Consider the following 23,889-nt stretch of genomic DNA (forward strand, 5'->3'; position numbering starts at 1 on the left):
TTTTATCTTTTCCGCGAAGCGGTAAATAGCCATTAGCCTGCCTGAACAGACCCTTTTTTCATTTGGTAATATTCCGCCAGCGTCATACCTGTAACTCTGGGTTGTAACCAGGAAAATAACATTTCAAGATCCTGATACAACTGCTCAATATCCTGCTCAGTCTTGAACGTTGGGCTACCGCCTGGCATATATTCTGATGAATGCAGCATGTATTCAACATAATCGCTCCCCTCTGCCAGCGTTTTTTCAACAACCTGCTGCATGGTCTCTACATTCCCGTTCATAGGACGTAACCAGTTCACGGAGGGTGAACGCACTTTGCCCCTCAATTTATCGTAACCCGTTTTAATCGAGTTCAAAAAAGCTGAGTGCTTATACTGAATACTCATAGGAACTTCCAGTAGGGAGGAATTTCCTTCCTGAGCGATATTATTCGTATCCATAAAATAGGCGTGAGTGGGAAAACGGCTATAGTCTGTACCCCCGTTACCGCCAGGATTACCCTTCGCACCACACCAGTTGACTTTGGGTGTCACCGAGCAGTCCACCAGGTAGCCATGCTCGATAAGCAATGCCGCGTAGCGCTCGTCAAAGGCCCAACGACCAGCACGGTGACTGACCATTTTTATCTGAAAAGTATCTTCTAATAGTTTGGTTATAAAACTGACTTTCTGTTTCATAACATCATCAGAATACTCGATAAGGTAGGGCTTATAACGCCAGTCATCATCAGTTAATGCTGTTAATGGCGGGCTATTCCATGCATGCAAATGCATGCCAATTTCAGCAGTATTACGTGCGATAACATCCCGGGCAAATTCGATATAAAATGGGTCAATAGCCATTTCATAATTGGTCAGATAAACAGGCTTAAAGCCATACTTTTCACATAATGCCTGAAATCTGGGAAGGTAACGCGCATTTTCCGTTGTCAGATCACTGGTCTTTTGCCAAAGGTTATCACCTTCGGTATCGATGGTTATCAAAAATGCAGGCTTTGCCATCAGAAATTATCCCTGTCCTTATATCTCATGCCATATTAGAGCAAGACAATGCTTCTCTCAATGCATCCCATCACCTAAAATCAGTGGTTAACTCTCCAGTGGTAAATAGACTATGACCTCAACCATGCCCTCTCTGACACCGGTGAAACCGTCCCGTATTTTGGTGATAAAATTACGCCATCATGGAGATATGTTATTGATAAGTCCTGTTATTTCAGCATTAAAGCTGTATTCGCCACAGGCAGAAATCGATGTCCTACTCTACGAAGAAACACGAGATATGCTGGCTGCAAACTCAGAAATCTCACAGATTCATGGCATCGATCGCCACTGGAAAAAACAGGGAAAGCGCCACCAATTACAGCAAGAATGGCAATTATTGCGGACGTTACGCCACCGCCATTATGACATAGTGATAAATCTTGCCGATCAGTGGCGCAGTGCGCTTATCACCGCCTTCACGGGGGCTCCCGTACGTATTGGTTTCGATTTTCCGAAACGACGTCATCCATTCTGGCGATGGTGCCATACCCAACTGGCCTCCACAGCGACTCACCAAAAACAGCATACCGTTGAACAGAATCTTTCAATCCTGGCGCCACTGGGAGTGAATACACAGGATATCCCGGTGACCATGGGTTACACGCAGGAAGACTGGCAAGCCTGCCAGCAGTTACTGCCTGCTGAGGTTCTGGGAAACTATGTGGTAATTCAGCCTACTTCACGCTGGTTTTTCAAATGCTGGCGTGAAGAAAACATGAGTCAGGTGGTGAATCAACTCTCCCAAATGGGCAAACATGTCATTCTCACCTCTGGCCCGGAGGCAAAAGAGATTAAAATGACAGAGAATATTCTCGCGGGCTGCCCCACAGCCCAGGTGACCTCTTTAGCAGGGAAAATAACGCTCAGACAACTTGCCGCTTTAATTGACCATGCACAACTCTTTATCGGTGTCGACTCCGTCCCTATGCACATGGCTGCAGCACTAAAAACACCACTGATTGCCTTATTTGGCCCATCAAAACTGGTATTCTGGCGGCCCTGGCAAGCACAAGGAGAAGTATTATGGGCTGGAGATTACGGCTCGTTACCTGACCCGGATGATATCGATACCCATACCCAGGAACGTTACCTGGATTTAATTCCTGTTGAAAACGTCATTGCCGCAGCGAAAAGGCTACTTCCATGAAAAAATACCGTTTAGCGCTTGTCAGGCAAAAATATCGCCCTGATGGCGGTGCCGAACGCTTTGTCTCACGCGCTCTCGAAGCCCTGGATGAACATGATATTGAATTGAATGTCATTACACGGGAATGGCAGGGGGCTTCCAAACCAGAATGGCATATCCATATCTGTGACCCTTTCAAATGGGGCAGGATTAGCCGCGAACGAGGCTTCGCCGACGCAGCCAGAGCCTTATGGCAAGCGCAAAAATTTGATTTAGTCCAAAGCCATGAGCGTATCGCCGGATGCGATATTTACCGTGCAGGGGATGGTGTTCATCAGTGCTGGTTAGAACAACGTCAGCGTATCTTGCCCTCCTGGAAAGGGAGCCTATTATTTAAAGACCCTTATCATCGTTATGTTATGGGTGCCGAGCGGGAGATGTACACATCCCCCGCATTAAAAGGGGTTATCTGTAATGCCGAAATGGTCAAACAGGAGATAATCGACACGTTTTCCTATCCTGCCGACAAAATAACGGTTATCTATAATGCAGTAGATCAACAGCGTTTTACTCCCCCTTCTGATCAGGAACTGGCGGCTCTGCGCCAAAAATGGCAGCTTCCCCTGCATGCAACCTGCCTTGTTTTTGTAGGTTCAGGCTTTGAGCGCAAAGGCCTGGCTCAGGCTATTCGGGCAATAGCCCCCACAGACCGTCACTTAATCGTGGTAGGTAAAGATAAAGAGAGCTCCCGTTATCAATCGCTTGCCAGGAGTCTGGGCTGTGAAGATCGTGTCCATCTTTTCGGCATGCAACACGAAACACTGCCTTTTTATCAAATGGCAGATGGTTTACTGTTGCCGACACTTTATGACCCTTTCCCTAATGTCATCCTTGAAGCTATGGCCTGTGGGTTGCCCGTGATCACGTCCACCCGCTGTGGCGGTGCAGAGTTTATTACTCAAGGCCAAAATGGTTACGTTTGCGATGCGCTGGATATCACTTCATTGCAAGAAGCCGTGATGGCGCTCCCTGCTCGTGCCCTGGGATCTCAGCAAGGCTCTCTCGCCCGGGAAAGGATCCTGCCTTGCACTTCAAAACATTTGTCATCTCAACTCATTGAGCTTTATCAAAAAGTGATGGGGACAGTATGAATATTCTCTTTATTATCGATGGACTCCCAGGCGGAGGCGCGGAGAAGGTGGTATTAACCCTCGCCGAAAATTTCATCCATGAAGGGGATAAGGTTTCGTTATTCTCACTGCGGGATGTTTGTGAGTACCCTATTCCCGAAGGGGTGAATTACAGGGTAATCAAGGATACGGACAGGTCTCCCTGGCGCAAACTGACTGAACTGTCACGGCGAGCACGCTTGCTGGACAATGCGCTGGCACAAGCCGAAAACCGGGGGAAATTCGATCTGGTTATCTCTAACTTACATAAAACCGATCGCATTACATCCCGCAGTAAAATTCTGAAATCTCGATCACTTTGGTTTTGCCTGCACGGTGTCTTTTCAACATCATATTTAGGGCACCGTACCGGTTTTAGCCGCTGGCTAAAAAAACAAAAAATCAAACAGGTTTATCAGAACCGCTGCGTCATTACCGTCTCAAATGCAGTCGGTAAGGATTTAACAGAAAATTGCGGAGTCACTCCGGCACAACTACGCACAATTTATAACCCTTTTGATATCGAAGCCATCAGAACACTCGCACAGCAACCCTGCCTCATTCCAGAACAGGATTATGTGATTCATGTTGGACGCTTCCACCCAGGAAAACGTCATGATCGCCTGCTGGAAGCCTACGCCCAAAGCCAGATTGCCGCGCCTCTGGTACTCCTGGGCCAAGGTAATACAGAACAAGAGGCCCGAATTAAAGGGCTTGCTCAAACACTGGGAATTAGCGACAGGGTTATTTTTAAAGGTTTTCAGGCTAATCCCTTGCCCTGGATTAAGTCCGCCAGGCTATTAGTGTGCAGCTCTGACAGCGAGGGATTTGGCAATGTTTTAGTCGAAGCCCTAATTCTGGACACCCCCGTTGTCAGTACCCGTTGCCCCGGTGGGCCAGCTGAAATACTGACCGGTGAGCTATCTCGTGGGCTGAGTGAGCTAAATAGCGCTTCACTGGCAAGAACAATGAAAGATATTTACGACAATCCCCCCGCGGCAGGACACAGCACGCTACAGCGCTTCAGCGTGCAAACTATCTGTGAAGAGTATCGCAATCTTGTACGATAAGTGACGAACAACGTTAATGACTCTCGGGAAACCACCCCAGGGCTCGACAGGGTCCTGGCTCGGCAAAACAACCGTTCTCACTTCTCATGCAAGCTTACCTGCCGAGGTTATCACTGTTGTTTCAGCCGGCTGCAGGTACTGAGAGCGGAGCCGGGTATGTCCAGATATTAAACGACATATATCGTGGTATCTGTACAATCCCCGCATGATAGTTGAAGACCTCAACATAACAGCTTATCCTGCTAATCAACTCAACCTACTCTCTGAGTTTGGCGTCGAGAGAGCAAAATAATAGATTTACAGAAGATGAATGCTTAGAATTCGTGCGCCGATAATAAAAAACGGATAACTCGCTTGGAATTACTGTATACCACCCTACTTTACCTTATTCAGCCTTTTGTCTGGATACGGTTGCTATTGCGTAGCCGTAAAGCACCCGCTTATCGTAAGCGTTGGTTAGAACGTTATGGCTTCTGTCGCGGTAAAGTCGCGCCGGATGGCATCCTGCTGCATTCAGTATCAGTCGGAGAAACACTGACGGCGATACCTTTAGTACGAGCCCTGAGACATCGTTATCCCAATCTACCAATCACCGTCACAACAATGACACCTACGGGGTCGGAACGGGCACAATCCGCGTTCGGAAAAAATGTACATCATGTCTATTTACCCTATGATTTACCCGGGGCAATGAACCGCTTTTTCGATACCACTCGTCCTAAGCTGGTGATTGTCATGGAGACTGAATTATGGCCAAACATGATAACCATTCTCCATAAAAGAAAGATCCCCCTGGTCATTGCTAATGCACGGCTTTCTGAACGTTCAGCCAGAGGTTATAAAAAACTCGGTCATTTTATCCAGCGTCTGATGAGTCGCATCACGCTAATCGCGGTTCAAAATGAAGAAGATGGGCAACGATTTGCCAACTTAGGAGTGAAACGTAATCAGCTAACGGTTACAGGAAGCCTGAAATTTGATATTTCCGTCACACCAGAGCTGGCAGCAAGGGCAATCACCCTCAGAAGCCAGTGGGCTCCACATCGTAAAGTGTGGATTGCCGCCAGTACTCATGACGGAGAAGAACGAATTATCCTTGACGCTCATCGCAAGCTGCTAGAATCCTTTCCTGATTTATTGTTGATTCTTGTACCACGACACCCGGAGCGCTTTGCTGATGCTCAAACACTGATAAGAAAAGCAGGTTTTAACTATATCCTGCGCAGTAGTAATGAGATCCCTTCCAGCAGCACGCAAGTTGTGATTGGCGATAGCATGGGTGAACTGATGTTACTCTATGGTATTGCCGATATCGCTTTCGTTGGTGGCAGTCTGGTTGAACGAGGTGGCCATAACCCACTGGAGCCAGCCGCACATGCGATCCCCGTACTGATGGGAGCACATACGTTCAACTTCAAAGATATTTGCGCAAAGTTGAAACAAGCTGGCGGTTTAATTACGGTGACAGACGCGGAGTCGATTGTTAAAGAGGTTTCCACCTTACTGACTGATGAAGACTACCGCTTGTATACCGGCCGTCATGCTGTCGAGTTTCTCCATCAGAATCAGGGAGCTCTCCAGCGACTGTTGCAAATACTCCAGCCTTATCTGCCACAACGGAGCCACTAGTGACTTGCCGCCTTTCCGTTGTAATGATCGCTAAAAACGCCGCAGACTTGCTTCCGGACTGTCTTGCTTCAGTGGCCTTTGCAGACGAAATAATCTTGCTCGACTCCGGTAGCCATGATGCTACCGTTAAAATTGCACAAGCAGCAGGGGCAAAGGTATTTGTGAACCCGCAATGGCAAGGCTACGGCTATCAACGACAGCTTGCCCAGGGTTATGCCAGCGGTGATTATATTTTAATGATAGATACTGATGAACGAGTCACACCTGAGCTGGAACAGGAGATTAAGGACGTTCTTGCCCACCCTCAGAAACAGACCGTTTACAGTCTGGCTCGCCGTAACCTGTTTCTGGGGCGTTTTATGCGCCACAGTGGCTGGTACCCGGATCGGGTCACCCGTCTGTATCCACGCACAGAATATCAATATAACGCTAATCAAGTTCATGAATCACTGGACAGTGCAGGGGCAACGAAAGTTCTGCTGAAAGGCGACCTGCTACACCTGACTTGCCGTGATTTTTCTGCTTTTCAGCGTAAACAGCTCAATTACGCCACAACCTGGGCACATGAGCGTCATCAGCAAGGTAAAAAGGTCTCTCTCGCCGCTATTTTTAGCCACACCGTTGGTGCATTCTGTAAGACACTGATACTCAGAGCCGGTTTTCTCGACGGCAAACAAGGCCTGTTGCTTGCTGTCGTCAACGCACAATATACCTTTAATAAATACACTGAGCTCTGGGCATTAAATCACCAACACACAGAAAAAGGGCCTCTATGAATACCCGAGCTATCTACCCAGGTACCTTTGATCCGATAACTCACGGCCACTTGGATATTGTACAGCGTGCTGCTTTGATGTTTGATACGGTGATCCTCTCCGTCGCCAATAGTCCGCATAAAAAAACACTCTTTAGTCTGGACGAACGCGTAGCATTTGCCAAAGCGGTTACGGCACATATTCCAAACGTAGAAGTCGTGGGTTTTAGTGACCTTATGGCCAATTTTGCGCGAACCAGGCAGGCGAATATTTTAATTCGCGGTTTACGTACTGCCGGTGACTTTGAATACGAAATGCAGCTGGCCTCAATGAATCGCCATCTGATGCCTGATCTGGAAAGTGTGTTTTTGATGCCATCAAAAGAGTGGTCATTTGTCTCGTCAACCCTGGTCAAGGAAGTCGCTCGCCACCAGGGTGATGTTTCACACTTCTTACCACCATTGGTCCATCAGGCACTGCTTGAGCGCCTGCGGTAATTAACGCTGGCAACGGCGGCAGTAATAAGTACTACGCTGCCCGTGCTTGCTGGCACTGATTGCTGTGCCACACAGACGGCAGGCCTCGCCCTCCCTGCCATACACTTGTAGTTCCTGTGCAAAGTATCCCGGTTTCCCATCCGACTGCAAAAAATCTTTCAGAGTAGTTCCACCTTGTTCAATAGAACGCGTCAGCACTGTTTTAATCGCCTGCACCAGGCATCTGTACTCGGCCTCTGATAATGAGTTTGCCAGCCTGTCTGGGTGAATCCCCGCAGCAAACAGAGACTCACTGGCGTAAATATTACCCACACCGACGACCAGCTTGTTATCCATCAGCCAGGGTTTAATAGCGATTTTCTTACGTGCTGACTTCTGTTGCAGATAGTCGGCATTAAATTCATCATGCAGAGGTTCAGGCCCGAGATGGGACAACACACTGCTCTCTTCCAGGGACCGCGTCCAAAGCCATGCGCCAAAGCGGCGAGGATCGGTGTAACGCAAGACTTTACCGTTATCCATCACTAAGTCTACATGGTCATGTTTTTCGGGTGGCTGCTCTTCCGGCAGAATACGCAAGCTTCCCGACATCCCCAGATGAATAATGACCCAGCCTTCCATCAGCTCCAGTAACAGATACTTTGCACGTCGCTGGACACTGATCACACGTTTATCACTGAGGGCATGAATTTCATCGGACACAGGCCATCGCAAGCGGCCGTTACGTACTACCGCATGCAAAATTGTGGCCCCCACTAAATGGGGTTCAATACCACGGCGACTGGTTTCTACCTCAGGTAATTCCGGCATGGCTCCTCCAACGAACAGATTGAGTTACAGGGTACAAAAAGATGGCGTGACAGTAACGTTATCCTGGACCGCAATACAGAACAACGTAACAAATTCAGGGTGGCAACAAGATGGGTAACCAGAATTCAGGATATAAAAAAACCCGGCAAAGCCGGGTTTTTCAACAAAGTGACTAAAATTACTTAATTTTAGCTTCTTTGTAGAGAACGTGCTGACGTACTACTGGATCAAACTTTTTCAGTTCCAGTTTTTCCGGTTTAGTACGCTTGTTCTTCGTAGTGGTATAGAAGTGACCAGTACCAGCAGAAGAAACCAGCTTGATTTTCTCACGAATACCTTTAGCCATGATTTATTTCCTCTAAGTACTTAGTACTTTTCGCCACGGGCACGCAGTTCGGAAAGAACTGTATCAATGCCTTTTTTATCGATTACACGCATACCTTTAGCAGATACACGCAGTGTGACAAAACGCTTCTCGCTCTCAACCCAAAAACGGTGAGAGTGCAGGTTAGGCAGGAAACGGCGCTTGGTCGCGTTCATTGCGTGGGAACGGTTATTACCGGTCACCGGACGCTTGCCAGTTACTTGGCAGACTCGGGACATGTCTATTCTCCAAAAATCAAATTAGCTCGAGCTTCGTATAGGGTTATGGCGCCTCGTCAGGCCGCAAGCCTGGTCCCTGGCGGTTCAATGCGAACCACAGTGCCAGGCGCATAATGCCAAAACCCGAGATTCTCAAAGGTGGCGTAGTATACGCTGAGTCAGGCACGTGCTCAAGTCCCGAACAGACAAAGATCCCTATGGATCGTGTGAATTGTTCTAAATCCACCCTCTTTCGGCAAAAGAAACGTACTCTCCTTGACCAATTACCAGATGATCAAGCACCCGAATATCCATAAACAAGCAAGCTTTGACAATACGGGACGTTATCATACGGTCAGCTTTACTCGGCTCAGCAATACCCGAAGGGTGATTGTGTGCCAGTATAACCGCCGCCGCGTTAGATTTCATCGCTTCTCGAATAATTTCTCTTGGATGAACTTCAACATGCCCCAGTGTGCCTGTAAACATCCGCTCGCATTTAATGACATGATTCTTATTATTGAGAAATAAAACTAAAAAAATTTCCCTCTCTTCGGAAATCAGTTGGCTCTGGATATATTCTCTGACCTGATGTGGGCTATTAAATGATAATGCCTGAACACCACGAGAGCGATAGTACCGCCTCGCCAGTTCAGCAATCGCATGAAGCTGCGCATATTTTGCTTTTCCAATACCACGTACTGCTTTGAAGCTGGCATAGTCAGCGGACAGTAATCGATGCAGTGAACCAAACTCATGTAGCAAGCTCTGTGCAAACGCCAGCACATGCATATCTTTGTAGCCAGTATGCAGAAACAGCGCAAGCAACTCAGCATCACTTAACGAACCAACACCATGGTGTAAAAGCTTCTCACGTGGTAACAATGGGGGATCTTGCTCCATATTTATTTTATTCCCTTAATCACCTGACAGCATCCTGGCGCATTATTCATTGTGACGCGATGACCTGCTTCCCGTCTTGAGCAGTAGCTCGACAATGGAAAAAAGGCGCGTTAGCAGGATTGTGATAAAATGGCTCATTAACTAAATTCTTCAACGGAAAAAAACATGACTGGGCTTTCCGGTAAGAAAATTGTCCTCGGTATCAGCGGCGGTATCGCAGCTTATAAAACGCCAGAACTTGTACGACGCCTGCGTGATCGCGGTGCGGATGTACGTGTAGTTGTTACTGAGGCCGCTAAAGCTTTTGTAACACCACTGAGTTTACAAGCGGTATCCGGTTACCCGGTTTCAGACAGCCTGCTTGACCCAGCCGCTGAAGCGGCAATGGGCCATATCGAGCTTGGTAAATGGGCCGACTTAGTGCTCCTTGCCCCTGCAACAGCGGATCTTATCGCTCGTGTTACCGCAGGCATAGCGAACGATTTGCTAAGTACTATTTGTCTCGCTACACCAGCACCGATTGCCGTCGCCCCAGCGATGAATCAGCAAATGTATCGCGCGACGGTGACCCAACAGAATCTTGCGACTCTTGCCGCACGCGGGGCCCTTATTTGGGGGCCTGACAGTGGGAGTCAGGCTTGTGGAGATATTGGCCCCGGTCGCATGCCTGACCCGTTAACACTGGTTGATATGGCGCTGGAACATTTTTCCGCTATAGATGATCTGCAACACCTGAACATAATGGTTACGGCTGGCCCGACCCGCGAACGCCTTGATCCTGTTCGTTACATCACTAACGACAGCTCAGGTAAGATGGGCTACGCCATCGCGGCGGCGGCGGCGGCACGTGGGGCCAATGTCACCCTGGTTTCAGGGCCAGTAACGTTATCCACCCCACCGGGTGTAAAACGGCTGAATGTCACGACAGCGCAAGAAATGCATGATACTGTCCAGGCAAATGTCACCGGACAGCATATATTTATTGGTTGTGCCGCTGTTGCTGATTATCGTGCAGCCACGATTGCTGACACGAAAATCAAAAAACAAGGTGATGAAATTACAATAAAAATGGTTAAAAACCCGGATATCGTGGCCAGTGTTGCAACACGTTCCACGCATCGTCCTTATGTTGTAGGGTTTGCCGCCGAAACAAATAATGTGGAAGAATACGCCAGACAAAAACGGGCGAGTAAACAGCTCGACTTAATTTGTGCCAATGATGTCTCTCATCCCGAGAGTGGCTTTAACAGCGACAATAACTCATTGCACCTTTTCTGGGAGGAAGGCGATAAAGTCTTGCCTTTCGCGCCTAAGGCGCGCCTTGGACACCTTTTATTGGACGAGATCGTTATCCGCTATGATGAAAAAAATCGACGTTAAAATTTTAGACCCACGTGTCGGCCGCGAATTTCCGCTGCCGGCTTATGCGACCAGTGGATCTGCAGGTTTGGATCTGCGCGCTTGTTTAGACAGTGCTGTCGAACTACCCGCTGGTGCGACGACTCTGCTGCCAACTGGGCTAGCCGTTCATATTGCCGACGCGTCACTTGCCGCAGTGATTCTGCCCCGCTCAGGTCTGGGTCATAAACATGGGGTCGTACTGGGTAATCTGGTAGGCCTGATTGATTCTGACTATCAAGGACAGTTAATGGTTTCGGTCTGGAACCGCGGCCATGAAAGTTTCACCATCCAGCCTGGTGAACGTATTGCCCAGATGGTTTTTGTACCCGTGGTACAGGCCGAGTTTAATCTGGTTGAAGAATTTGATGCCAGCATCCGCGGTGAAGGTGGCTTTGGGCATTCCGGCCGCCAGTAATGTGACTGACTCATAATACTATAACCCGTAATTAACGCTAAAACAGTCTGCATACAACCCAGTAAGCTAAGGGGTTGTATGCCTGTCCTGACAAGATGATTTTCAGGGGTATTCTAGAACATGGCAGAAAAACAGGCAGCGAGAAGGAATCGTCGCGAAGAAATACTTCAGTCTTTAGCACAAATGCTCGAGTCCAGTGATGGCAGCCAGCGGATTACTACCGCTAAACTTGCTGCGTCGGTAGGTGTTTCAGAAGCCGCATTATATCGACATTTTCCCAGCAAGATGAAAATGTTCGATAGCCTGATCGAGTTTATCGAAGACAGTCTGATTACCCGTATTAATTTGATACTTAAAGACGAAAAAGACACTCAGAACCGTCTGAGATTGATTGTTCTTTTAGTTCTTGGCTTTGGTGAAAAGAATCCCGGACTGACACGTATTTTGACCGGGCATGCACTTATGTTTGAACAGGACCGATTACAGGATCGTATTAATCAACTGTTTGAACGTATTGAAGCTCAACTGCGCCAGGTACTGCGCGAGAAAAAAATGCGCGACGGTGAAGGGTTCGTTAATGATGAATCATTACTGGCCAGTCAGCTACTGGCCTACTGTGAAGGCATGCTCTCGCGCTTTGTTCGTAGCCATTTCCGTTATCTGCCAACAAATGACTTTGAAAATCGCTGGCCACTGATTGCTGCCCAGCTTTATTAATAACAGGGCATTGGTTGCCCCCGGAGAAGGCGATATTTTTCGCTTTCTCCGGGGTAAACAGAAAGACTAAACGCCGTACTCTTCTCTGTACTGGCGAACCTTCGCCAGACTATCGGCCATCTCCGGTTTTTCTTCCAGATAACTGATTAAATCTTTCAGCGTAATGATAGACGTGACTTTACATTGATAGTCGCGCTCAACTTCCTGAATAGCCGAAATATCTGCACGACCACGCTCCTGACGATCAAGAGAAATAAGTACCCCCGCCAGACTCGCCCCCTGAGCCGAGATAATTTCCATTGACTCACGGATTGCGGTTCCCGCAGTAATCACATCATCAACCAGCATAACGCGTCCCTGAAGTGGACTTCCGACTAAACTTCCACCTTCCCCATGATCTTTAGCTTCTTTACGGTTAAAGCAGTAAGGAACATCCCGATCATGGTGTTCAGCCAGTGCTACCGCGGTGGTGGTGGCAATAGGAATACCTTTATAGGCGGGGCCAAACAGTAGATCAAACTCAATCCCGGAATCCATGAGCGCCGCCGCATAAAATCGCCCCAACAGAGCCAGACAACTGCCCGTGTTAAAGAGCCCGGCATTAAAGAAATAGGGGCTGGTACGTCCTGACTTCAGCGTAAACTCGCCAAACTTGAGTACCTGTTTATTAAGCGCAAATTCAATAAACTGACGCTGATACGGTTTCATCGACTGACTCCTAATATGATTACACGGACATAAAAAAAGCGACTATTCAGTCGCCTTTCTTTAAAAATTACTCTGCTAATGCTGCTTTTTGGGTGGCAATAATTGAGTCAATTCCCCCCCTGGCCAATGCCAGTAGAGTCAGCAACTCTTCATGGGAGAACGGTTCACCCTCAGCGGTGCCTTGCACCTCAATCATGCGACCATCTTCCATCATCACAACATTCATATCAGTTTCTGCAGCAGAGTCCTCAACATACTCCAAATCGCAAAGGGCTTCACCGTTTACAATACCGACAGAAACAGCAGCAACCATACCTTTCATTGGGTTGCTCTTTAATTTTCCACTGGCAACCAGTGCATTCAACGCATCAGCCAGGGCAACACAAGCCCCCGTAATAGAAGCCGTTCGAGTGCCGCCATCTGCCTGTAAAACGTCACAGTCGAGAGTAATGGTAAATTCTCCCAGGGCTTTTAAATCCACAGCAGCGCGCAGCGAACGTGCAATAAGGCGCTGAATCTCCAGAGTCCTTCCCCCCTGCTTGCCTTTTGCTGCTTCACGCGCATTACGGCTATGGGTAGCCCGTGGCAACATACCGTACTCGGCAGTTATCCACCCTTTTCCCTGACCTTTAAGGAACCGGGGTACGCCCTCTTCCAGGGTTGCGGTGCAAAGCACTTTGGTATCGCCAAACTCAACCAATACAGAGCCTTCGGCATGCTTAGTGTAATGGCGGGTTAAGGTAACAGGGCGCACTTGCTCGGCGCGACGGTCTGATGGACGCATGGGGTCATCTCCGGCTAAAACGAATGTGGCTGCGCATTATACGGCCTTAAGATGCTTATTCCTATCCTGACAGGCTTAGCACCGCTATAATCAAAAGATACATTAGGTTAAAACGGGTACGTACTATGATTCGCAGCATGACAGCCTACGCACGGCGTGAAATAAAAGGGGAATGGGGCTCTGCTTCCTGGGAGTTACGTTCGGTAAACCAGCGTTATCTCGAAACGTATATTCGCATGCCGGAACAATTCCGTAGCCTTGAACCCGTCGCGCGTGAACGCATCCGCACCCGTCTGACACGTGGTAAAATTGAATGTAATTTGCGTTTCGATCCCGACAACAGTGCCCAAACCTCTTTACTTCTCAATGAAAAACTAGCAAAACAGCTGGTAGAGGCAGCCCAGTGGGTCAAAGTCCAGAGCGATGAAGGGGAAATCAATCCCGTTGATATTCTACGCTGGCCTGGCGTTATGTCTGCCCAGGAGCAGGACCTCGACACCATTGCAGCCGAAATCATCATGGCGCTGGACGGTGCACTGGACGACTTTATAGTGGCCCGTGAAACCGAAGGTCAGGCCTTAAAAACGCTTATTGAGCAACGCCTGGAAGGCGTTAGCGCAGAAGTCACCAAAGTTCGGTCACACATGCCAGAAGTACTGAATTGGCAACGTGAACGCCTGGTCAGCAAACTTGAAGACGCAGATATTCAGCTGGAAAATTCACGTCTGGAGCAAGAGCTGTTACTAATGGCACAACGCATTGATGTTGCCGAAGAATTGGATCGCCTTGAAGCCCATATTAAAGAAACCTATAACATCCTGAAGAAGAAAGAGGCCGTTGGTCGACGTCTCGACTTTATGATGCAAGAGTTTAATCGGGAATCAAATACACTGGCCTCTAAGTCTATCAACTCGGAAATCACTAACTCCGCGATTGAGCTAAAAGTACTGATTGAACAAATGCGTGAGCAAATCCAGAATATTGAGTAACCTGTCAAAGTCGTTTACTCAGATGCAAAAATCACGTTAAGCCCGCCTATGGCGGGCTTCCATTATTGAAATCTATCATCACAGTACAACCCATTGCAGGGTCGCTCTTGCAATATATCTACAGGGCCCTATTCAATGTTCCTGTATATACAAATAGCACATGTTACTGGCTGGCAGATCTGCATCTGGATAAAGCAAGGGACAAAAAAATATATTTAAGATGAGAATAAAGCTATCGCCCCGATAAACGGATAGCATTAATCATATAAAGCGGGGGTAATAATAAACGGGCGAATTTAATAGCCAACCCACCCGTTTAATATAATAAAAATCATTCTAATGATGATGGATGATTTTCAAATAACTTTTCAGCCTCTTTGAAATCATCTTTAGCTTCTTTCAAGTCTTTTACAACTTCATCTTTGATTTGTTTAACTTCTTCTTTTATAGATACTTTTTCTTCTTTAGCGTTACCCATATACACCTCGACTCTATACGTGATTTATTATTTATAGCTGAAATAACCTAATAGTAAAAGGAAGTTCATCACTTTTTATCACTACAGACAGGCTAAAAATCCACTGTTCCCGGATAAATAATCCGTTCAGTGATGATTTTTCTGGTTTTATCTCCTGAATTACATCAACCATGACAGAAGAAAATCTTTACCACATTATTATTTTTTTGAATTGCTTCTCCAGTGATATTCTGTGGCGACAGGTATACCGGGCGATCATCGGGGTAAAGAGCACACATACAGATACTGCTGCGCATGGTGCATATTATGCTAAACACTGCTAAGTGCATCATCAGCCAACTGACATTACTAACTTACTGTTATATTAGAAAAAAACATATAGAATTAACTTTTTTAGTGATCATAAATTTAAGGGGTGGGTTGTTATGAATTTGAAGTCAATGGTTGTTCTGTCTGTACTGATGCTGAATGGGTGTGCCTACTATGCACATCAGCTTGGAATCGATGACCATTCAAAGTTTTGCTCTAATCTGGAAAGTAACGAACTTAAAGACAATAAATTTTATATTAGTGATACTAAGTTTTTCTATCTCACTAAAGAAGGAGATTACTATTCTGAGGTTGAGTTTAATCAGTTAACATCAACATCAATAGTTAACGTCAACTATGGTGGAACAACCGCCAAAGAGTTAAAAGATACCTCTAAAAAAGTATTTATAACCAAATTTACCAGCGTCGATACTAATAAAAATCTATGCTCACCGACACTAGTGAGTTCAGACTCATATCAGAAAAACTATGCCGATGCTATTTTGGGAAGAAAATTACTTATCTCGACTGAAAAGAACAGTGGTTCATCCGGTAAAGAACTCTATAATAATGAGAAAAGAAGTGGTTTAAATGTTACGTTCATATAAAAAACCAGTTTAAAAACTGAACATAACCAGGATAATCGCTACAATAACAGAACACAGGCCATTAATGAACCTGTGTTCTGTAAAAGGTTAGAAACTATACGTTATACCAACCATAAAATCATTAGATGCTGATTTTGATTCTGTATGATATTCAGTAAATTCCCCATCCTCAGTACCTGAAAATGATGCTTTAGCCTTGCCTGCATTGATGTATTTATAACTGGCATCTACTGAAATATTACTTGTTAATAAATACTTAGCACCCAGACCTACACCCCAGGCAAAATTATTTGAAGAGCCAGAAACAACATCCTCACCATTGAGGTTATTTTGCAGTTTTAGGTGGGCAATACCCATACCTACACTAACATAGGGTACAAAATCAGTACTGTTATGAAAATCATAATAGCCATTGATCATATACGTCGTAGTACGGACTTTATTTTTAACATCAATGTCAAAAGGCATATTTTCTATAGTAACGTTTTGGTTACCACTGGCTTCGCCTTGGCCTCGGAATGTTAAATCTAACTCAACACGCACAGGTAATTGATATTGTTCATTGAAATCATAACCTAAAGCTGCACCACCACCAAACACACCTTTGGTATGACTTGAGATCTTAGAGTTACCATTAGTGATATCATCACCATTAAGATCTGATTTATTACCATAATTATTAAGAACAGATGTACCTAATTTTCCGGTAATATATATACCATCCTTCGCGGATGCTATTGATGTATAAGAAAGCAAGACGGATAATGTTGATAATAATATGATTTTTTTCATTTTTTACCCTTTGATTAAATGCAGGCTAACCAAAACTTATTGTAGCAAATGCATACGCTATCATAATATCTAAAAAACGAAAATATTTTTTTGATATAACTCTATGGATTCAAATACCTGAAAGAATTAGCATCATCAACATTATAATTAAATACTTCATAAACGATTATATTCATCTAATGACAGCTTAAGACCGAATGCATAAGCCACTATATAATAAATAAAAATGGGCTTTCCCCTGAAAGCTACTTAGTGAAAAATACCTCCATAACTATCTGAAAAAAAGAAAGTTATGGAGTGTACGGAGTGATAATTTACTAAATTAGTATTTTTCCCACAGGGACAGGGTTACACCATCTCTGTTTATACTCACCAGACATCATGCCAAATGAGTAGACTGATGGAGCGTGATGATCAGCCGAAAGAGACTCCACTATTTGCAAGTTTCGCCACATGATCAGCGTACCTAAGGAATGTTTTTTGATTTTTGTGTCATAACCTATATTAATAAAATCAACAAACAGCCCATAATTAGACAATGATTTTATATTTAGCTGAAAGGCAACTGGCTCATCATTTATTAAAGCTATATCGCCAACAATTTGGCTTTTAAATTCAGAAATAAAATCTTTACCAACTGGGGATAAAGCCGCCGCACCTGAACGTCGGTCAGAATATAAATGGCTGTAGATATCATATAACTCATTTTCTGAATATTCTGCTGCACTTTTAAAACTACCACCATCAGAAATGAATTTTCTAATTTCTCTGTTTCTTGTAGAAACAGTTTTAGCCGAGAAATCAGTTGATGCTTTTGCGATCGCGACCTTTCTTTTAGAGAAAAATTTATATGATGCATTCAGTATATGCGCGGATTCCAATGCAAAGCATTTAGACTTGAATGGCATTAAACAACGAATATTTTTAAGGAATGGCGGCATTATTGAATATTTAGGCAATGGGAGATCGTTCGTCTGACTCTTTGGATTTTTTATATCATTACAAAGCCAGCCGTTATCAACGCAACATGCCCCAACATCAACCCCATTCTTCCTTAAAATAAAGAAATCGAATACGGCTCCATTATTCATAGCGAACTCTATAAAAAATGGAGAGGTTTCATTATTAAAACCATATTTTATGGCCAGTTTTTTGTAATCTGAGAAATCACACTTATCCCAGCCAGAATATTTAATTATTATCACTTGAACACTTCTTCATTGTTGTCTTTATGCGTTACAAATCCTGAAAGCCTCAGAAACCTCTATAATATCCAATGCCATCCCATTGATTTCAATGCATAATATGTATTTCCTGTTAAAAATCGTTACACCGGAAATCTTTATCTTAACGTACTGAAATTCAGACAGACCCAATACCCTGACACTTCAGCTGAACGTATGTGCATGAAAAAACACGGGTCCAACTGACTGTAACTTCACTCAGTTGGCTCAAAATTGGGAACCAGCCCTTTTTAAACCTAACCTGAACCAGCAAAACAATCCAGCCATCCGCGAACGGACTCCCTACACGTTTGCAATACACTCACGCTGCGTCTATCACATCTAACAAAAAAAGCATGGAAACACTTTGAAAAAGTGTAAATCTCTTTTACCGGATACGAATGATGCATCATATATATCACAAAAAAATACAATTAACCAGATGATTAATATGAGGTTTATATATTTATGTGGATGTAACAAAAAAACAACAACTTAAATATATCCACATCAGTATGTGTTGTGATTATCCGTACTATTTGCTCTCATTTTTTAAAAACAATGATAATAGTAAGGGTGGGGATCTAATTTATATGAAATACAACAGGAGAAGACAGGAGATACAACAAAGAGGACTGTTATTATATTCTGAAAAGAAAATCAGCATGTCGCTTTACATATCATATGCATAGCAGGCCTGCCCCCTATCAGGCACAGGCCTGCCACTCATTCAACGATATGCAGGGGAAGCAACAGAAAATCTACCAGAACCGAGCAGCATAATAGCGAGACAACCAATGACATAGAAGGCGTCTGTTTCGAGAGCCCAGGCTCCGACCTTAGTCACTTCCATAGCATGGCCGAAAGCATTAACCATTAACATCGCAACAATCATATTGATAAGAATAACCAAAGCAGCAGGGGCCGTTAAAATTCCCAGAATAACCATTGCTGGTGCAAGAATTTCACCAATAAAGACCCCATAGGCTACAAAAGTAGGAAGCCCTTTTGCTGCCAAGTCTGTTGCTATCCAGTCAATACCATGGCTTACCTTGGCAACGCCGTGAAAAAGCATCAACCCTGCAACAAGAATACGTAACAACAGCCGACCTGCGTCAGGATGATAAGTTAAAGAAGAAAATACACTGTTCAGTTTTGCGATCATCTTAACTTCCTCGTCAAAATAGCTAGCTGATAAGCGAGACAGAGCCCGGGTAAGGTACCAAAATAGTCAACCTAATCTGACAGAACCATGACTTAGCGCATCTATTTCATTAATAAGAAAAAAATGACATATCTACCAGAAAAAACTAACCGACTGTTAATTAATTGAATTTTCTTAGTGGAGATACTTACATGTAGAAAAAAACAATTACATTTATCGGAACCAGGATATCCCAAAAAGCCATTATCCGCTACTGAAGTATTTACGTTATTTCATATGATTAGCATGTTTGTTCCGATAGTTTCTGCTATCGTAGCACGCCTGTGTTTTGGTGTTATGCCTGGCAAGCTGGCAACAAAAAACCATTAATAGAATATGTATAATAACATTTGTTGAGATAACCGTAATGAAATTGTTAATTCGGTCAAGAGTACATAGAGTTTATTCAGCACTTAAAAAAAGCCCCAAATGTTGGGTATACTGCTTAATACTTACCCTGGCAGCATTAATTATTGTCTCAGGGAACTCCCCACGAGAGATCTATCCCGTGATTGCTGCCTTTAGTGTTTATTTATTCAGTATTGGCGCGATTGTTTTTTTGACCGGGAGAGTTATTTTAGCATTATCAATAAGTAGTCTCTTAGTTATTTTGCTACAATTAACTAATCAGCTTAAAATACATTTTTATAAAGATGTATTAATGTTTCCTGATATTTTTCTAATGGTTGATCCAGCTAATGCCGAAACTCTATTACATTATCCTCTTGCCGGATTAGCCGCTTTAGGCATGCTACTGCTGCTTGCCATCACCGTCGTAGCATCCTGGCGTGCTCAACCTCGAACTCAGGGATATCGCCCATTCATCTATGGTATCGCTGTGATGCTGCTTTCTGCAGTAAGTCTGGTTTCATGTTTCAGCATTTACCAAAAGCCCTGGGCTTCGATGTTACCAAAAGGTACAGGAGTACTATCAAACTTGGTGATGTCATCAACCCAGATTGAATACCAGTCACCACAATTTAGTAAAGAATCAGCTGCCTACTTCAAAGAAAAGGCTACAGCACTCAATCAGCAATCATCTAAAGCAGGTGGTACAACAACTCACCCGGATATCATTGTGCTATTGCAAGAATCGACTGTTGACCCCCACCTGTATCACCTAACGGGAAGCCAAAAATTACCTGACCTCAAGATGTTTGAACAAACGGGTAATGTAAAGGCACACACGCCAATGCGAGTACAAACTTTTGGCGGCGGCACTTGGCTTTCTGAGTTTGCACTGCTAACAGGCTTACGCAGTGATGACTTTGGAGCAATGAAAAACTCAGTTTTCTACTCTGCGGTCGATCATCTCAATGACAGTCTGTTTAAACAGATGAAGGCGAATGGTTACTACACTGTCGTGCTAACACCTTTTAATAAATCTGCTTATAACGCCGGACATGCTTATAAACAAATGGGAGTTGATAAAATTATTCAGCCTCAGGAGTTAGGTTACCCTGGCGATCTTTCGGAGAACCTTTGGCATATAAAAACTGCCGATATCCTTGATGATGTGAAGAAAATCCTTTCCACTGAAACAGATAAACCACTATTTATTTATGCGCTTACCATGTATGAGCATGGTCCTTATGATTCAGATCACCATGATGATTATGCACCATCATCAGGTGCATTCAGCCATTACGTTGAGAAAATCAGTACTTCGGACCCAGCGATGGAAGATTTCTTTAACTTTGTTGATACCAGAAAAAAACCAACCATTTTCCTCCATTTCGGTGATCATCAGCCCGGGATTAACTGGAATAAAGGCTATAGTACTGAGCTACCAGACCCTATGTATTTAACCCAATTCAGCTTGCGTGATAATTCAGGTTCTGGCCCTGTAAGCGATTTAGGCAGACTGACAGATATTGCATTTTTAGGGGGTATGATACTGGAACAAGCTGGATTAGATAGGTCTGCTTTTTACCAGGCAAATATTGATATGCGTCATTTGTGTAAAGGCGAACTCAATGATTGTGAAGATAAAAAATTAGTAGAGAGCTACAAAAATTATATTTATGATAATTTGAACATCGCCTCGAAGCCCTAATCACAGGTGAAACTCGCTCATGTTTTAATCTCATACTGATTTTCGTAACGCTTTAATCAGTATGAGATATCATGATAATAACGCGTTTACCGCATCGCACTATAAAATGACAGCCGATGGCTGTCATTTTATATACATAGGGTGAATTTTTCAGAAACGATAAGAAATGCCAAACAGCATATCACGGGTTCTGGTCTTAATTTTTGGCACAGGTAACACCACCCGGTCATTATCCTGTACAAATGAGGCACCTGCATTTAGGTATTGATATCCAGAAAAATATTTTCATTTACAGCATATTACCCGCCACCCCCCAGGCTCCATACTAAATTATTGCCGATCTTTGACGTTGATTTTGAACTGTAGCCAGAATCTCGATAATGATCGGAACGACGCATTTCTCGGCGTTCACTGGTAGACTTATGTTTAATGTTTGCCACGCCAAAACCAAAACTTATATAAGGTGTAAAGACAGAGGTGCGCCTGAATCCATAATAGCTATTGATCATAAAAATATTAATTACCACTTCATCTCTAATACTTTCCATCGCTATAGAACCATGGGAGCCAGATAGTCTAAGTTGAGATTGCCTCATATTATAATGGGGTTCCACTCTTTCCCTCGTTATAATTTCAAACTCAGACCTTAATGAGTAATAATAGTCATGATAAAAATCATAACCTATTACAACACCTCCGTTAAAAGCATTTCTTGAGCTTGAGCCACCACAATATATAGCTCGCCTTTCACTAAGTAAATCAGTGTCATCAATAGTCTGTTTGGAAATACTTACAAATGATGCCCCTAACTTGCCCGGTACGTAAAGTGAGTTTTTAGATGCACTCGCATATTGACTCAATGTAATAGAGTAAATGACAATACTGAATATTAATTTAACGTATGGCTTCATTTTCTTCCCTAATAATGCAACCTGGCTCACTTAATAATTTCATAAGTTTTGCTATCAAGAGAAAGTCTAACGTAGAGTTTTTTTAATAAAGCATTAAAAAACGACAACCGTAGTTATAAAATGGCAGGCCTTTTTTATTTGTATTTAATTATTAAGCTTTAATTGAACTAATAATAATTATTCAAATATACCTCACTCTCTATCGGTACTGTGTTAGTACAATTACATATCCCCTACTGACTGCATTTCTCTTCCATATTGCGCATACTGATCCATACCTGCAGGGCAGATAAAGAACACACGACAACCTCATTTTTCGCCCAACAAGTGGATTAGATTTTTTAATGCATAAGAATGGGGTGAAGAACTCTAAGTCTATTGTATATGAAGAATAATTCTAAACTTCAATAAGAAAAAATAACTCATTAGGTTTCAACTAAGAAAATCTCAATCGTGATGATTTTCAAAAAATAGTACTCTGACATCTCTTCTGGAGAGGTGCTGTTTTATGTTACTTCATATTCTTTATATTGTCGGTATCACGGCAGAAGCAATGACAGGCGCGCTGGCAGCGGGTCGACGTCGTATGGATACCTTCGGCGTAATTATCATTGCAACCGCAACGGCTCTCGGCGGTGGCTCAGTACGAGATATTTTACTTGGCCACTACCCGCTGACTTGGGTAAAACATCCTGAATATGTTGTTATTGTTGCTGTGGCTGCGGTAATCACAACCATGATGGCACCGCTTATGCCTCATTTACGCAAACTCTTCTTAGTACTGGATGCTTTGGGCTTAGTTGTCTTTTCCATTATTGGTACCCAGGTCGCTCTGGATATGGGGGAAGGCCCAATCGTGGCTGTTATTTCCGCAGTGATTACCGGTGTTTTCGGTGGCGTACTTCGGGATATGTTCTGTAAAAGAATTCCCCTGGTGTTCCAAAAAGAGCTCTATGCCGGTATCGCTTTTGCTGCCGCAGTGCTTTACCTCATACTCCAGCACTATGTCACCAATCAGGATGTCGTCGTGATTGCCACGTTGTTATTTGGTTTCACTGCACGTTTACTGGCACTACGCCTACGCCTGGGGTTACCGATTTTTTATTATAAACATACTGAACATTGAGCTGCTGCACATTAAACGGCCAGTAGCGTAAAAGCCGTATGGTAACTGCAGATACTGATGACCCAGTAAATAAAATCAGGATCTGCCGTTAACGAAAAACGATGCCATAACAAAGCTGGGGGCTTCCCACTACTGAAGCTTACCCCACTGATAAAGTGGCTTTCTGCTGTTTTCTCAGCCCATGGGCCGGGTTTTAGTCGGGTTGCTGTGGCATATTGCGGCAACTGATTATCGCTGGTTTGCTTTACTCCCTGAGAGTTAAGAATAACAACAGAGCCAGCATTATTTGGCGCAGAGACAAGCCCCGTGCTCAATAATATTGCTGCAATAAAATACTGAACGCACTCTTTCATGCTTCCTCCCTGAATACTATTCATACTGGTATATCCAAAGAGCCGGGGTGGTTCGAGTAACAGATTTTGTTAATTCGGGGTTGCCCCCTAAAAATCACGGTTGTTGCAGTGCATACGACATAGAATCAAGGGATAACGTACAATCCACAACAAAAAATAGCGTAATTGATGACAAAACCTACGCCCATGGTCAGGGTGTGTGTATACTACGAGAATAGAAGTACTTCC

At 44.2% G+C, this 23,889-nt stretch carries 26 protein-coding genes; 13 read left to right on the forward strand and 13 right to left on the reverse strand.

From position 1 onward, the window contains the following. Positions 1–32 precede the first annotated feature (32 nt). Entirely contained in the window at positions 33–1,004 is a 972-nt protein-coding gene (locus JK154_RS15380; RefSeq protein ID WP_211993443.1) for a polysaccharide deacetylase family protein, read from the reverse strand. A gap of 112 nt (positions 1,005–1,116) precedes the next feature. Here JK154_RS15380 and rfaQ point away from each other — a divergent pair, with 112 nt between their 5' ends. From rfaQ to coaD, 6 genes are all read left to right on the forward strand, one after another. Further along, complete coding sequence (rfaQ, locus tag JK154_RS15385) at positions 1,117–2,193, forward strand: putative lipopolysaccharide heptosyltransferase III (protein ID WP_211993444.1); 1,077 nt, start codon at positions 1,117–1,119, stop codon at positions 2,191–2,193. Beyond that, on the forward strand, positions 2,190–3,323 hold the full coding sequence (locus tag JK154_RS15390; RefSeq protein ID WP_211993445.1) for a glycosyltransferase family 4 protein: 1,134 nt from the start codon (positions 2,190–2,192) through the stop codon (positions 3,321–3,323). Before rfaQ ends, JK154_RS15390 begins: the two co-directional genes overlap by 4 nt. Continuing rightward, positions 3,320–4,411 (forward strand): glycosyltransferase, encoded by a 1,092-nt coding sequence (locus JK154_RS15395; protein WP_211993446.1) that lies wholly within the window; start codon positions 3,320–3,322, stop codon positions 4,409–4,411. The genes JK154_RS15390 and JK154_RS15395 overlap by 4 nt, the downstream gene beginning before the upstream one ends. Positions 4,412–4,765: 354 nt before the next feature. After that, the gene (waaA, locus tag JK154_RS15400; RefSeq protein WP_211993447.1) at positions 4,766–6,040 is read left to right on the forward strand and encodes a lipid IV(A) 3-deoxy-D-manno-octulosonic acid transferase; all 1,275 of its coding nucleotides are present in this window, start codon (positions 4,766–4,768) and stop codon (positions 6,038–6,040) included. Beyond that, the gene (locus JK154_RS15405; RefSeq protein WP_211993448.1) at positions 6,040–6,816 is read left to right on the forward strand and encodes a glycosyltransferase family 2 protein; all 777 of its coding nucleotides are present in this window, start codon (positions 6,040–6,042) and stop codon (positions 6,814–6,816) included. The genes waaA and JK154_RS15405 overlap by 1 nt, the downstream gene beginning before the upstream one ends. Next, the gene (gene coaD / locus JK154_RS15410) at positions 6,813–7,292 is read left to right on the forward strand and encodes a pantetheine-phosphate adenylyltransferase (RefSeq protein ID WP_211993449.1); all 480 of its coding nucleotides are present in this window, start codon (positions 6,813–6,815) and stop codon (positions 7,290–7,292) included. Before JK154_RS15405 ends, coaD begins: the two co-directional genes overlap by 4 nt. Here the strand turns inward: coaD and mutM are convergent, their stop codons facing one another. From mutM to radC, 4 genes are all read right to left on the reverse strand, one after another. Then, complete coding sequence (gene mutM / locus JK154_RS15415; protein WP_211993450.1) at positions 7,293–8,102, reverse strand: bifunctional DNA-formamidopyrimidine glycosylase/DNA-(apurinic or apyrimidinic site) lyase; 810 nt, start codon at positions 8,100–8,102, stop codon at positions 7,293–7,295. It lies immediately after the preceding gene. 178 nt (positions 8,103–8,280) lie between these two features. Then, the gene (gene rpmG / locus JK154_RS15420; RefSeq protein WP_003024094.1) at positions 8,281–8,448 is read right to left on the reverse strand and encodes a 50S ribosomal protein L33; all 168 of its coding nucleotides are present in this window, start codon (positions 8,446–8,448) and stop codon (positions 8,281–8,283) included. Positions 8,449–8,468: 20 nt separating this feature from the next. Further along, positions 8,469–8,705, reverse strand: coding sequence for a 50S ribosomal protein L28 (gene rpmB / locus JK154_RS15425; RefSeq protein ID WP_078004144.1), 237 nt, complete (start codon positions 8,703–8,705; stop codon positions 8,469–8,471). Positions 8,706–8,921: 216 nt separating this feature from the next. Continuing rightward, on the reverse strand, positions 8,922–9,587 hold the full coding sequence (radC, locus tag JK154_RS15430; RefSeq protein WP_211993451.1) for a DNA repair protein RadC: 666 nt from the start codon (positions 9,585–9,587) through the stop codon (positions 8,922–8,924). Positions 9,588–9,752: 165 nt separating this feature from the next. Between radC and coaBC the strand changes: the two genes are divergently transcribed. From coaBC to slmA, 3 genes are all read left to right on the forward strand, one after another. Next, the gene (gene coaBC / locus JK154_RS15435; protein WP_211993452.1) at positions 9,753–10,967 is read left to right on the forward strand and encodes a bifunctional phosphopantothenoylcysteine decarboxylase/phosphopantothenate--cysteine ligase CoaBC; all 1,215 of its coding nucleotides are present in this window, start codon (positions 9,753–9,755) and stop codon (positions 10,965–10,967) included. Then, positions 10,945–11,403 (forward strand): dUTP diphosphatase, encoded by a 459-nt coding sequence (gene dut / locus JK154_RS15440; protein WP_211993453.1) that lies wholly within the window; start codon positions 10,945–10,947, stop codon positions 11,401–11,403. Before coaBC ends, dut begins: the two co-directional genes overlap by 23 nt. Positions 11,404–11,523: 120 nt before the next feature. Beyond that, positions 11,524–12,120 carry a nucleoid occlusion factor SlmA gene (slmA, locus tag JK154_RS15445; protein ID WP_211993454.1) on the forward strand — a complete coding sequence of 199 codons (597 nt, stop codon included), beginning with the start codon at positions 11,524–11,526 and terminating at the stop codon, positions 12,118–12,120. 66 nt (positions 12,121–12,186) lie between these two features. On the opposite strand, the gene pyrE is transcribed toward slmA, so the two are convergent. Together pyrE and rph are read right to left on the reverse strand one after the other, a co-directional pair. Further along, on the reverse strand, positions 12,187–12,828 hold the full coding sequence (gene pyrE, locus JK154_RS15450; protein ID WP_211993455.1) for an orotate phosphoribosyltransferase: 642 nt from the start codon (positions 12,826–12,828) through the stop codon (positions 12,187–12,189). 67 nt (positions 12,829–12,895) lie between these two features. Further along, positions 12,896–13,612 carry a ribonuclease PH gene (gene rph / locus JK154_RS15455; protein ID WP_211993456.1) on the reverse strand — a complete coding sequence of 239 codons (717 nt, stop codon included), beginning with the start codon at positions 13,610–13,612 and terminating at the stop codon, positions 12,896–12,898. Between the two features lie 125 nt (positions 13,613–13,737). On the opposite strand from rph, the gene JK154_RS15460 reads away from it, so the two are divergent. After that, complete coding sequence (locus tag JK154_RS15460; RefSeq protein ID WP_211993457.1) at positions 13,738–14,601, forward strand: YicC/YloC family endoribonuclease; 864 nt, start codon at positions 13,738–13,740, stop codon at positions 14,599–14,601. A 331-nt stretch (positions 14,602–14,932) separates the two neighbouring features. On the opposite strand, the gene JK154_RS15465 is transcribed toward JK154_RS15460, so the two are convergent. Further along, positions 14,933–15,079 carry a hypothetical protein gene (locus JK154_RS15465; protein ID WP_211993458.1) on the reverse strand — a complete coding sequence of 49 codons (147 nt, stop codon included), beginning with the start codon at positions 15,077–15,079 and terminating at the stop codon, positions 14,933–14,935. Positions 15,080–15,504: 425 nt separating this feature from the next. Between JK154_RS15465 and JK154_RS15470 the strand changes: the two genes are divergently transcribed. Then, a complete protein-coding gene (locus JK154_RS15470) occupies positions 15,505–15,996 on the forward strand; it encodes a hypothetical protein (RefSeq protein ID WP_211993459.1) in 492 nt (163 codons plus the stop codon). 87 nt (positions 15,997–16,083) lie between these two features. Here JK154_RS15470 and JK154_RS15475 read toward each other — a convergent pair whose 3' ends face one another. From JK154_RS15475 to JK154_RS15485, 3 genes are all read right to left on the reverse strand, one after another. After that, positions 16,084–16,788, reverse strand: a complete 705-nt coding sequence (locus tag JK154_RS15475) for an outer membrane beta-barrel protein (protein WP_211993460.1) — start codon at positions 16,786–16,788, stop codon at positions 16,084–16,086. Between the two features lie 317 nt (positions 16,789–17,105). After that, on the reverse strand, positions 17,106–17,993 hold the full coding sequence (locus JK154_RS15480; protein WP_349291113.1) for a transcriptional regulator: 888 nt from the start codon (positions 17,991–17,993) through the stop codon (positions 17,106–17,108). A 748-nt stretch (positions 17,994–18,741) separates the two neighbouring features. After that, positions 18,742–19,176 (reverse strand): DoxX family protein, encoded by a 435-nt coding sequence (locus JK154_RS15485; RefSeq protein WP_211993461.1) that lies wholly within the window; start codon positions 19,174–19,176, stop codon positions 18,742–18,744. Positions 19,177–19,582: 406 nt separating this feature from the next. Between JK154_RS15485 and JK154_RS15490 the strand changes: the two genes are divergently transcribed. Beyond that, positions 19,583–21,271 carry an LTA synthase family protein gene (locus JK154_RS15490; RefSeq protein ID WP_211993462.1) on the forward strand — a complete coding sequence of 563 codons (1,689 nt, stop codon included), beginning with the start codon at positions 19,583–19,585 and terminating at the stop codon, positions 21,269–21,271. A gap of 299 nt (positions 21,272–21,570) precedes the next feature. On the opposite strand, the gene JK154_RS15495 is transcribed toward JK154_RS15490, so the two are convergent. After that, positions 21,571–22,212, reverse strand: a complete 642-nt coding sequence (locus JK154_RS15495; RefSeq protein WP_211993463.1) for a hypothetical protein — start codon at positions 22,210–22,212, stop codon at positions 21,571–21,573. Between the two features lie 478 nt (positions 22,213–22,690). Here JK154_RS15495 and JK154_RS15500 point away from each other — a divergent pair, with 478 nt between their 5' ends. Beyond that, positions 22,691–23,308, forward strand: coding sequence for a trimeric intracellular cation channel family protein (locus tag JK154_RS15500; protein WP_211993464.1), 618 nt, complete (start codon positions 22,691–22,693; stop codon positions 23,306–23,308). Positions 23,309–23,319: 11 nt separating this feature from the next. Here the strand turns inward: JK154_RS15500 and JK154_RS15505 are convergent, their stop codons facing one another. Further along, positions 23,320–23,685, reverse strand: a complete 366-nt coding sequence (locus tag JK154_RS15505) for a hypothetical protein (RefSeq protein WP_211993465.1) — start codon at positions 23,683–23,685, stop codon at positions 23,320–23,322. Positions 23,686–23,889: the final 204 nt, after the last annotated feature.

The organism is Citrobacter sp. JGM124, from assembly GCF_018257795.1.
Taxonomy (GTDB): domain Bacteria; phylum Pseudomonadota; class Gammaproteobacteria; order Enterobacterales; family Enterobacteriaceae; genus JGM124.

What these genes read in the sequence shown, in the direction of transcription:
- JK154_RS15380 (WP_211993443.1), bottom strand. Translation starts at nt 1,004, where the DNA reads ATGGCAAAGCCTGCATTTTTGATAACCATCGATACCGAAGGTGATAAC.
- rfaQ (WP_211993444.1), top strand. Translation starts at nt 1,117, where the DNA reads ATGACCTCAACCATGCCCTCTCTGACACCGGTGAAACCGTCCCGTATT.
- JK154_RS15390 (WP_211993445.1), top strand. Translation starts at nt 2,190, where the DNA reads ATGAAAAAATACCGTTTAGCGCTTGTCAGGCAAAAATATCGCCCTGAT.
- JK154_RS15395 (WP_211993446.1), top strand. Translation starts at nt 3,320, where the DNA reads ATGAATATTCTCTTTATTATCGATGGACTCCCAGGCGGAGGCGCGGAG.
- coaD (WP_211993449.1), top strand. Translation starts at nt 6,813, where the DNA reads ATGAATACCCGAGCTATCTACCCAGGTACCTTTGATCCGATAACTCAC.
- mutM (WP_211993450.1), bottom strand. Translation starts at nt 8,102, where the DNA reads ATGCCGGAATTACCTGAGGTAGAAACCAGTCGCCGTGGTATTGAACCC.
- rpmG (WP_003024094.1), bottom strand. Translation starts at nt 8,448, where the DNA reads ATGGCTAAAGGTATTCGTGAGAAAATCAAGCTGGTTTCTTCTGCTGGT.
- rpmB (WP_078004144.1), bottom strand. Translation starts at nt 8,705, where the DNA reads ATGTCCCGAGTCTGCCAAGTAACTGGCAAGCGTCCGGTGACCGGTAAT.
- radC (WP_211993451.1), bottom strand. Translation starts at nt 9,587, where the DNA reads ATGGAGCAAGATCCCCCATTGTTACCACGTGAGAAGCTTTTACACCAT.
- coaBC (WP_211993452.1), top strand. Translation starts at nt 9,753, where the DNA reads ATGACTGGGCTTTCCGGTAAGAAAATTGTCCTCGGTATCAGCGGCGGT.
- dut (WP_211993453.1), top strand. Translation starts at nt 10,945, where the DNA reads ATGATGAAAAAAATCGACGTTAAAATTTTAGACCCACGTGTCGGCCGC.
- slmA (WP_211993454.1), top strand. Translation starts at nt 11,524, where the DNA reads ATGGCAGAAAAACAGGCAGCGAGAAGGAATCGTCGCGAAGAAATACTT.
- pyrE (WP_211993455.1), bottom strand. Translation starts at nt 12,828, where the DNA reads ATGAAACCGTATCAGCGTCAGTTTATTGAATTTGCGCTTAATAAACAG.
- rph (WP_211993456.1), bottom strand. Translation starts at nt 13,612, where the DNA reads ATGCGTCCATCAGACCGTCGCGCCGAGCAAGTGCGCCCTGTTACCTTA.
- JK154_RS15460 (WP_211993457.1), top strand. Translation starts at nt 13,738, where the DNA reads ATGATTCGCAGCATGACAGCCTACGCACGGCGTGAAATAAAAGGGGAA.
- JK154_RS15465 (WP_211993458.1), bottom strand. Translation starts at nt 15,079, where the DNA reads ATGGGTAACGCTAAAGAAGAAAAAGTATCTATAAAAGAAGAAGTTAAA.
- JK154_RS15470 (WP_211993459.1), top strand. Translation starts at nt 15,505, where the DNA reads ATGAATTTGAAGTCAATGGTTGTTCTGTCTGTACTGATGCTGAATGGG.
- JK154_RS15475 (WP_211993460.1), bottom strand. Translation starts at nt 16,788, where the DNA reads ATGAAAAAAATCATATTATTATCAACATTATCCGTCTTGCTTTCTTAT.
- JK154_RS15485 (WP_211993461.1), bottom strand. Translation starts at nt 19,176, where the DNA reads ATGATCGCAAAACTGAACAGTGTATTTTCTTCTTTAACTTATCATCCT.
- JK154_RS15490 (WP_211993462.1), top strand. Translation starts at nt 19,583, where the DNA reads ATGAAATTGTTAATTCGGTCAAGAGTACATAGAGTTTATTCAGCACTT.
- JK154_RS15500 (WP_211993464.1), top strand. Translation starts at nt 22,691, where the DNA reads ATGTTACTTCATATTCTTTATATTGTCGGTATCACGGCAGAAGCAATG.
- JK154_RS15505 (WP_211993465.1), bottom strand. Translation starts at nt 23,685, where the DNA reads ATGAATAGTATTCAGGGAGGAAGCATGAAAGAGTGCGTTCAGTATTTT.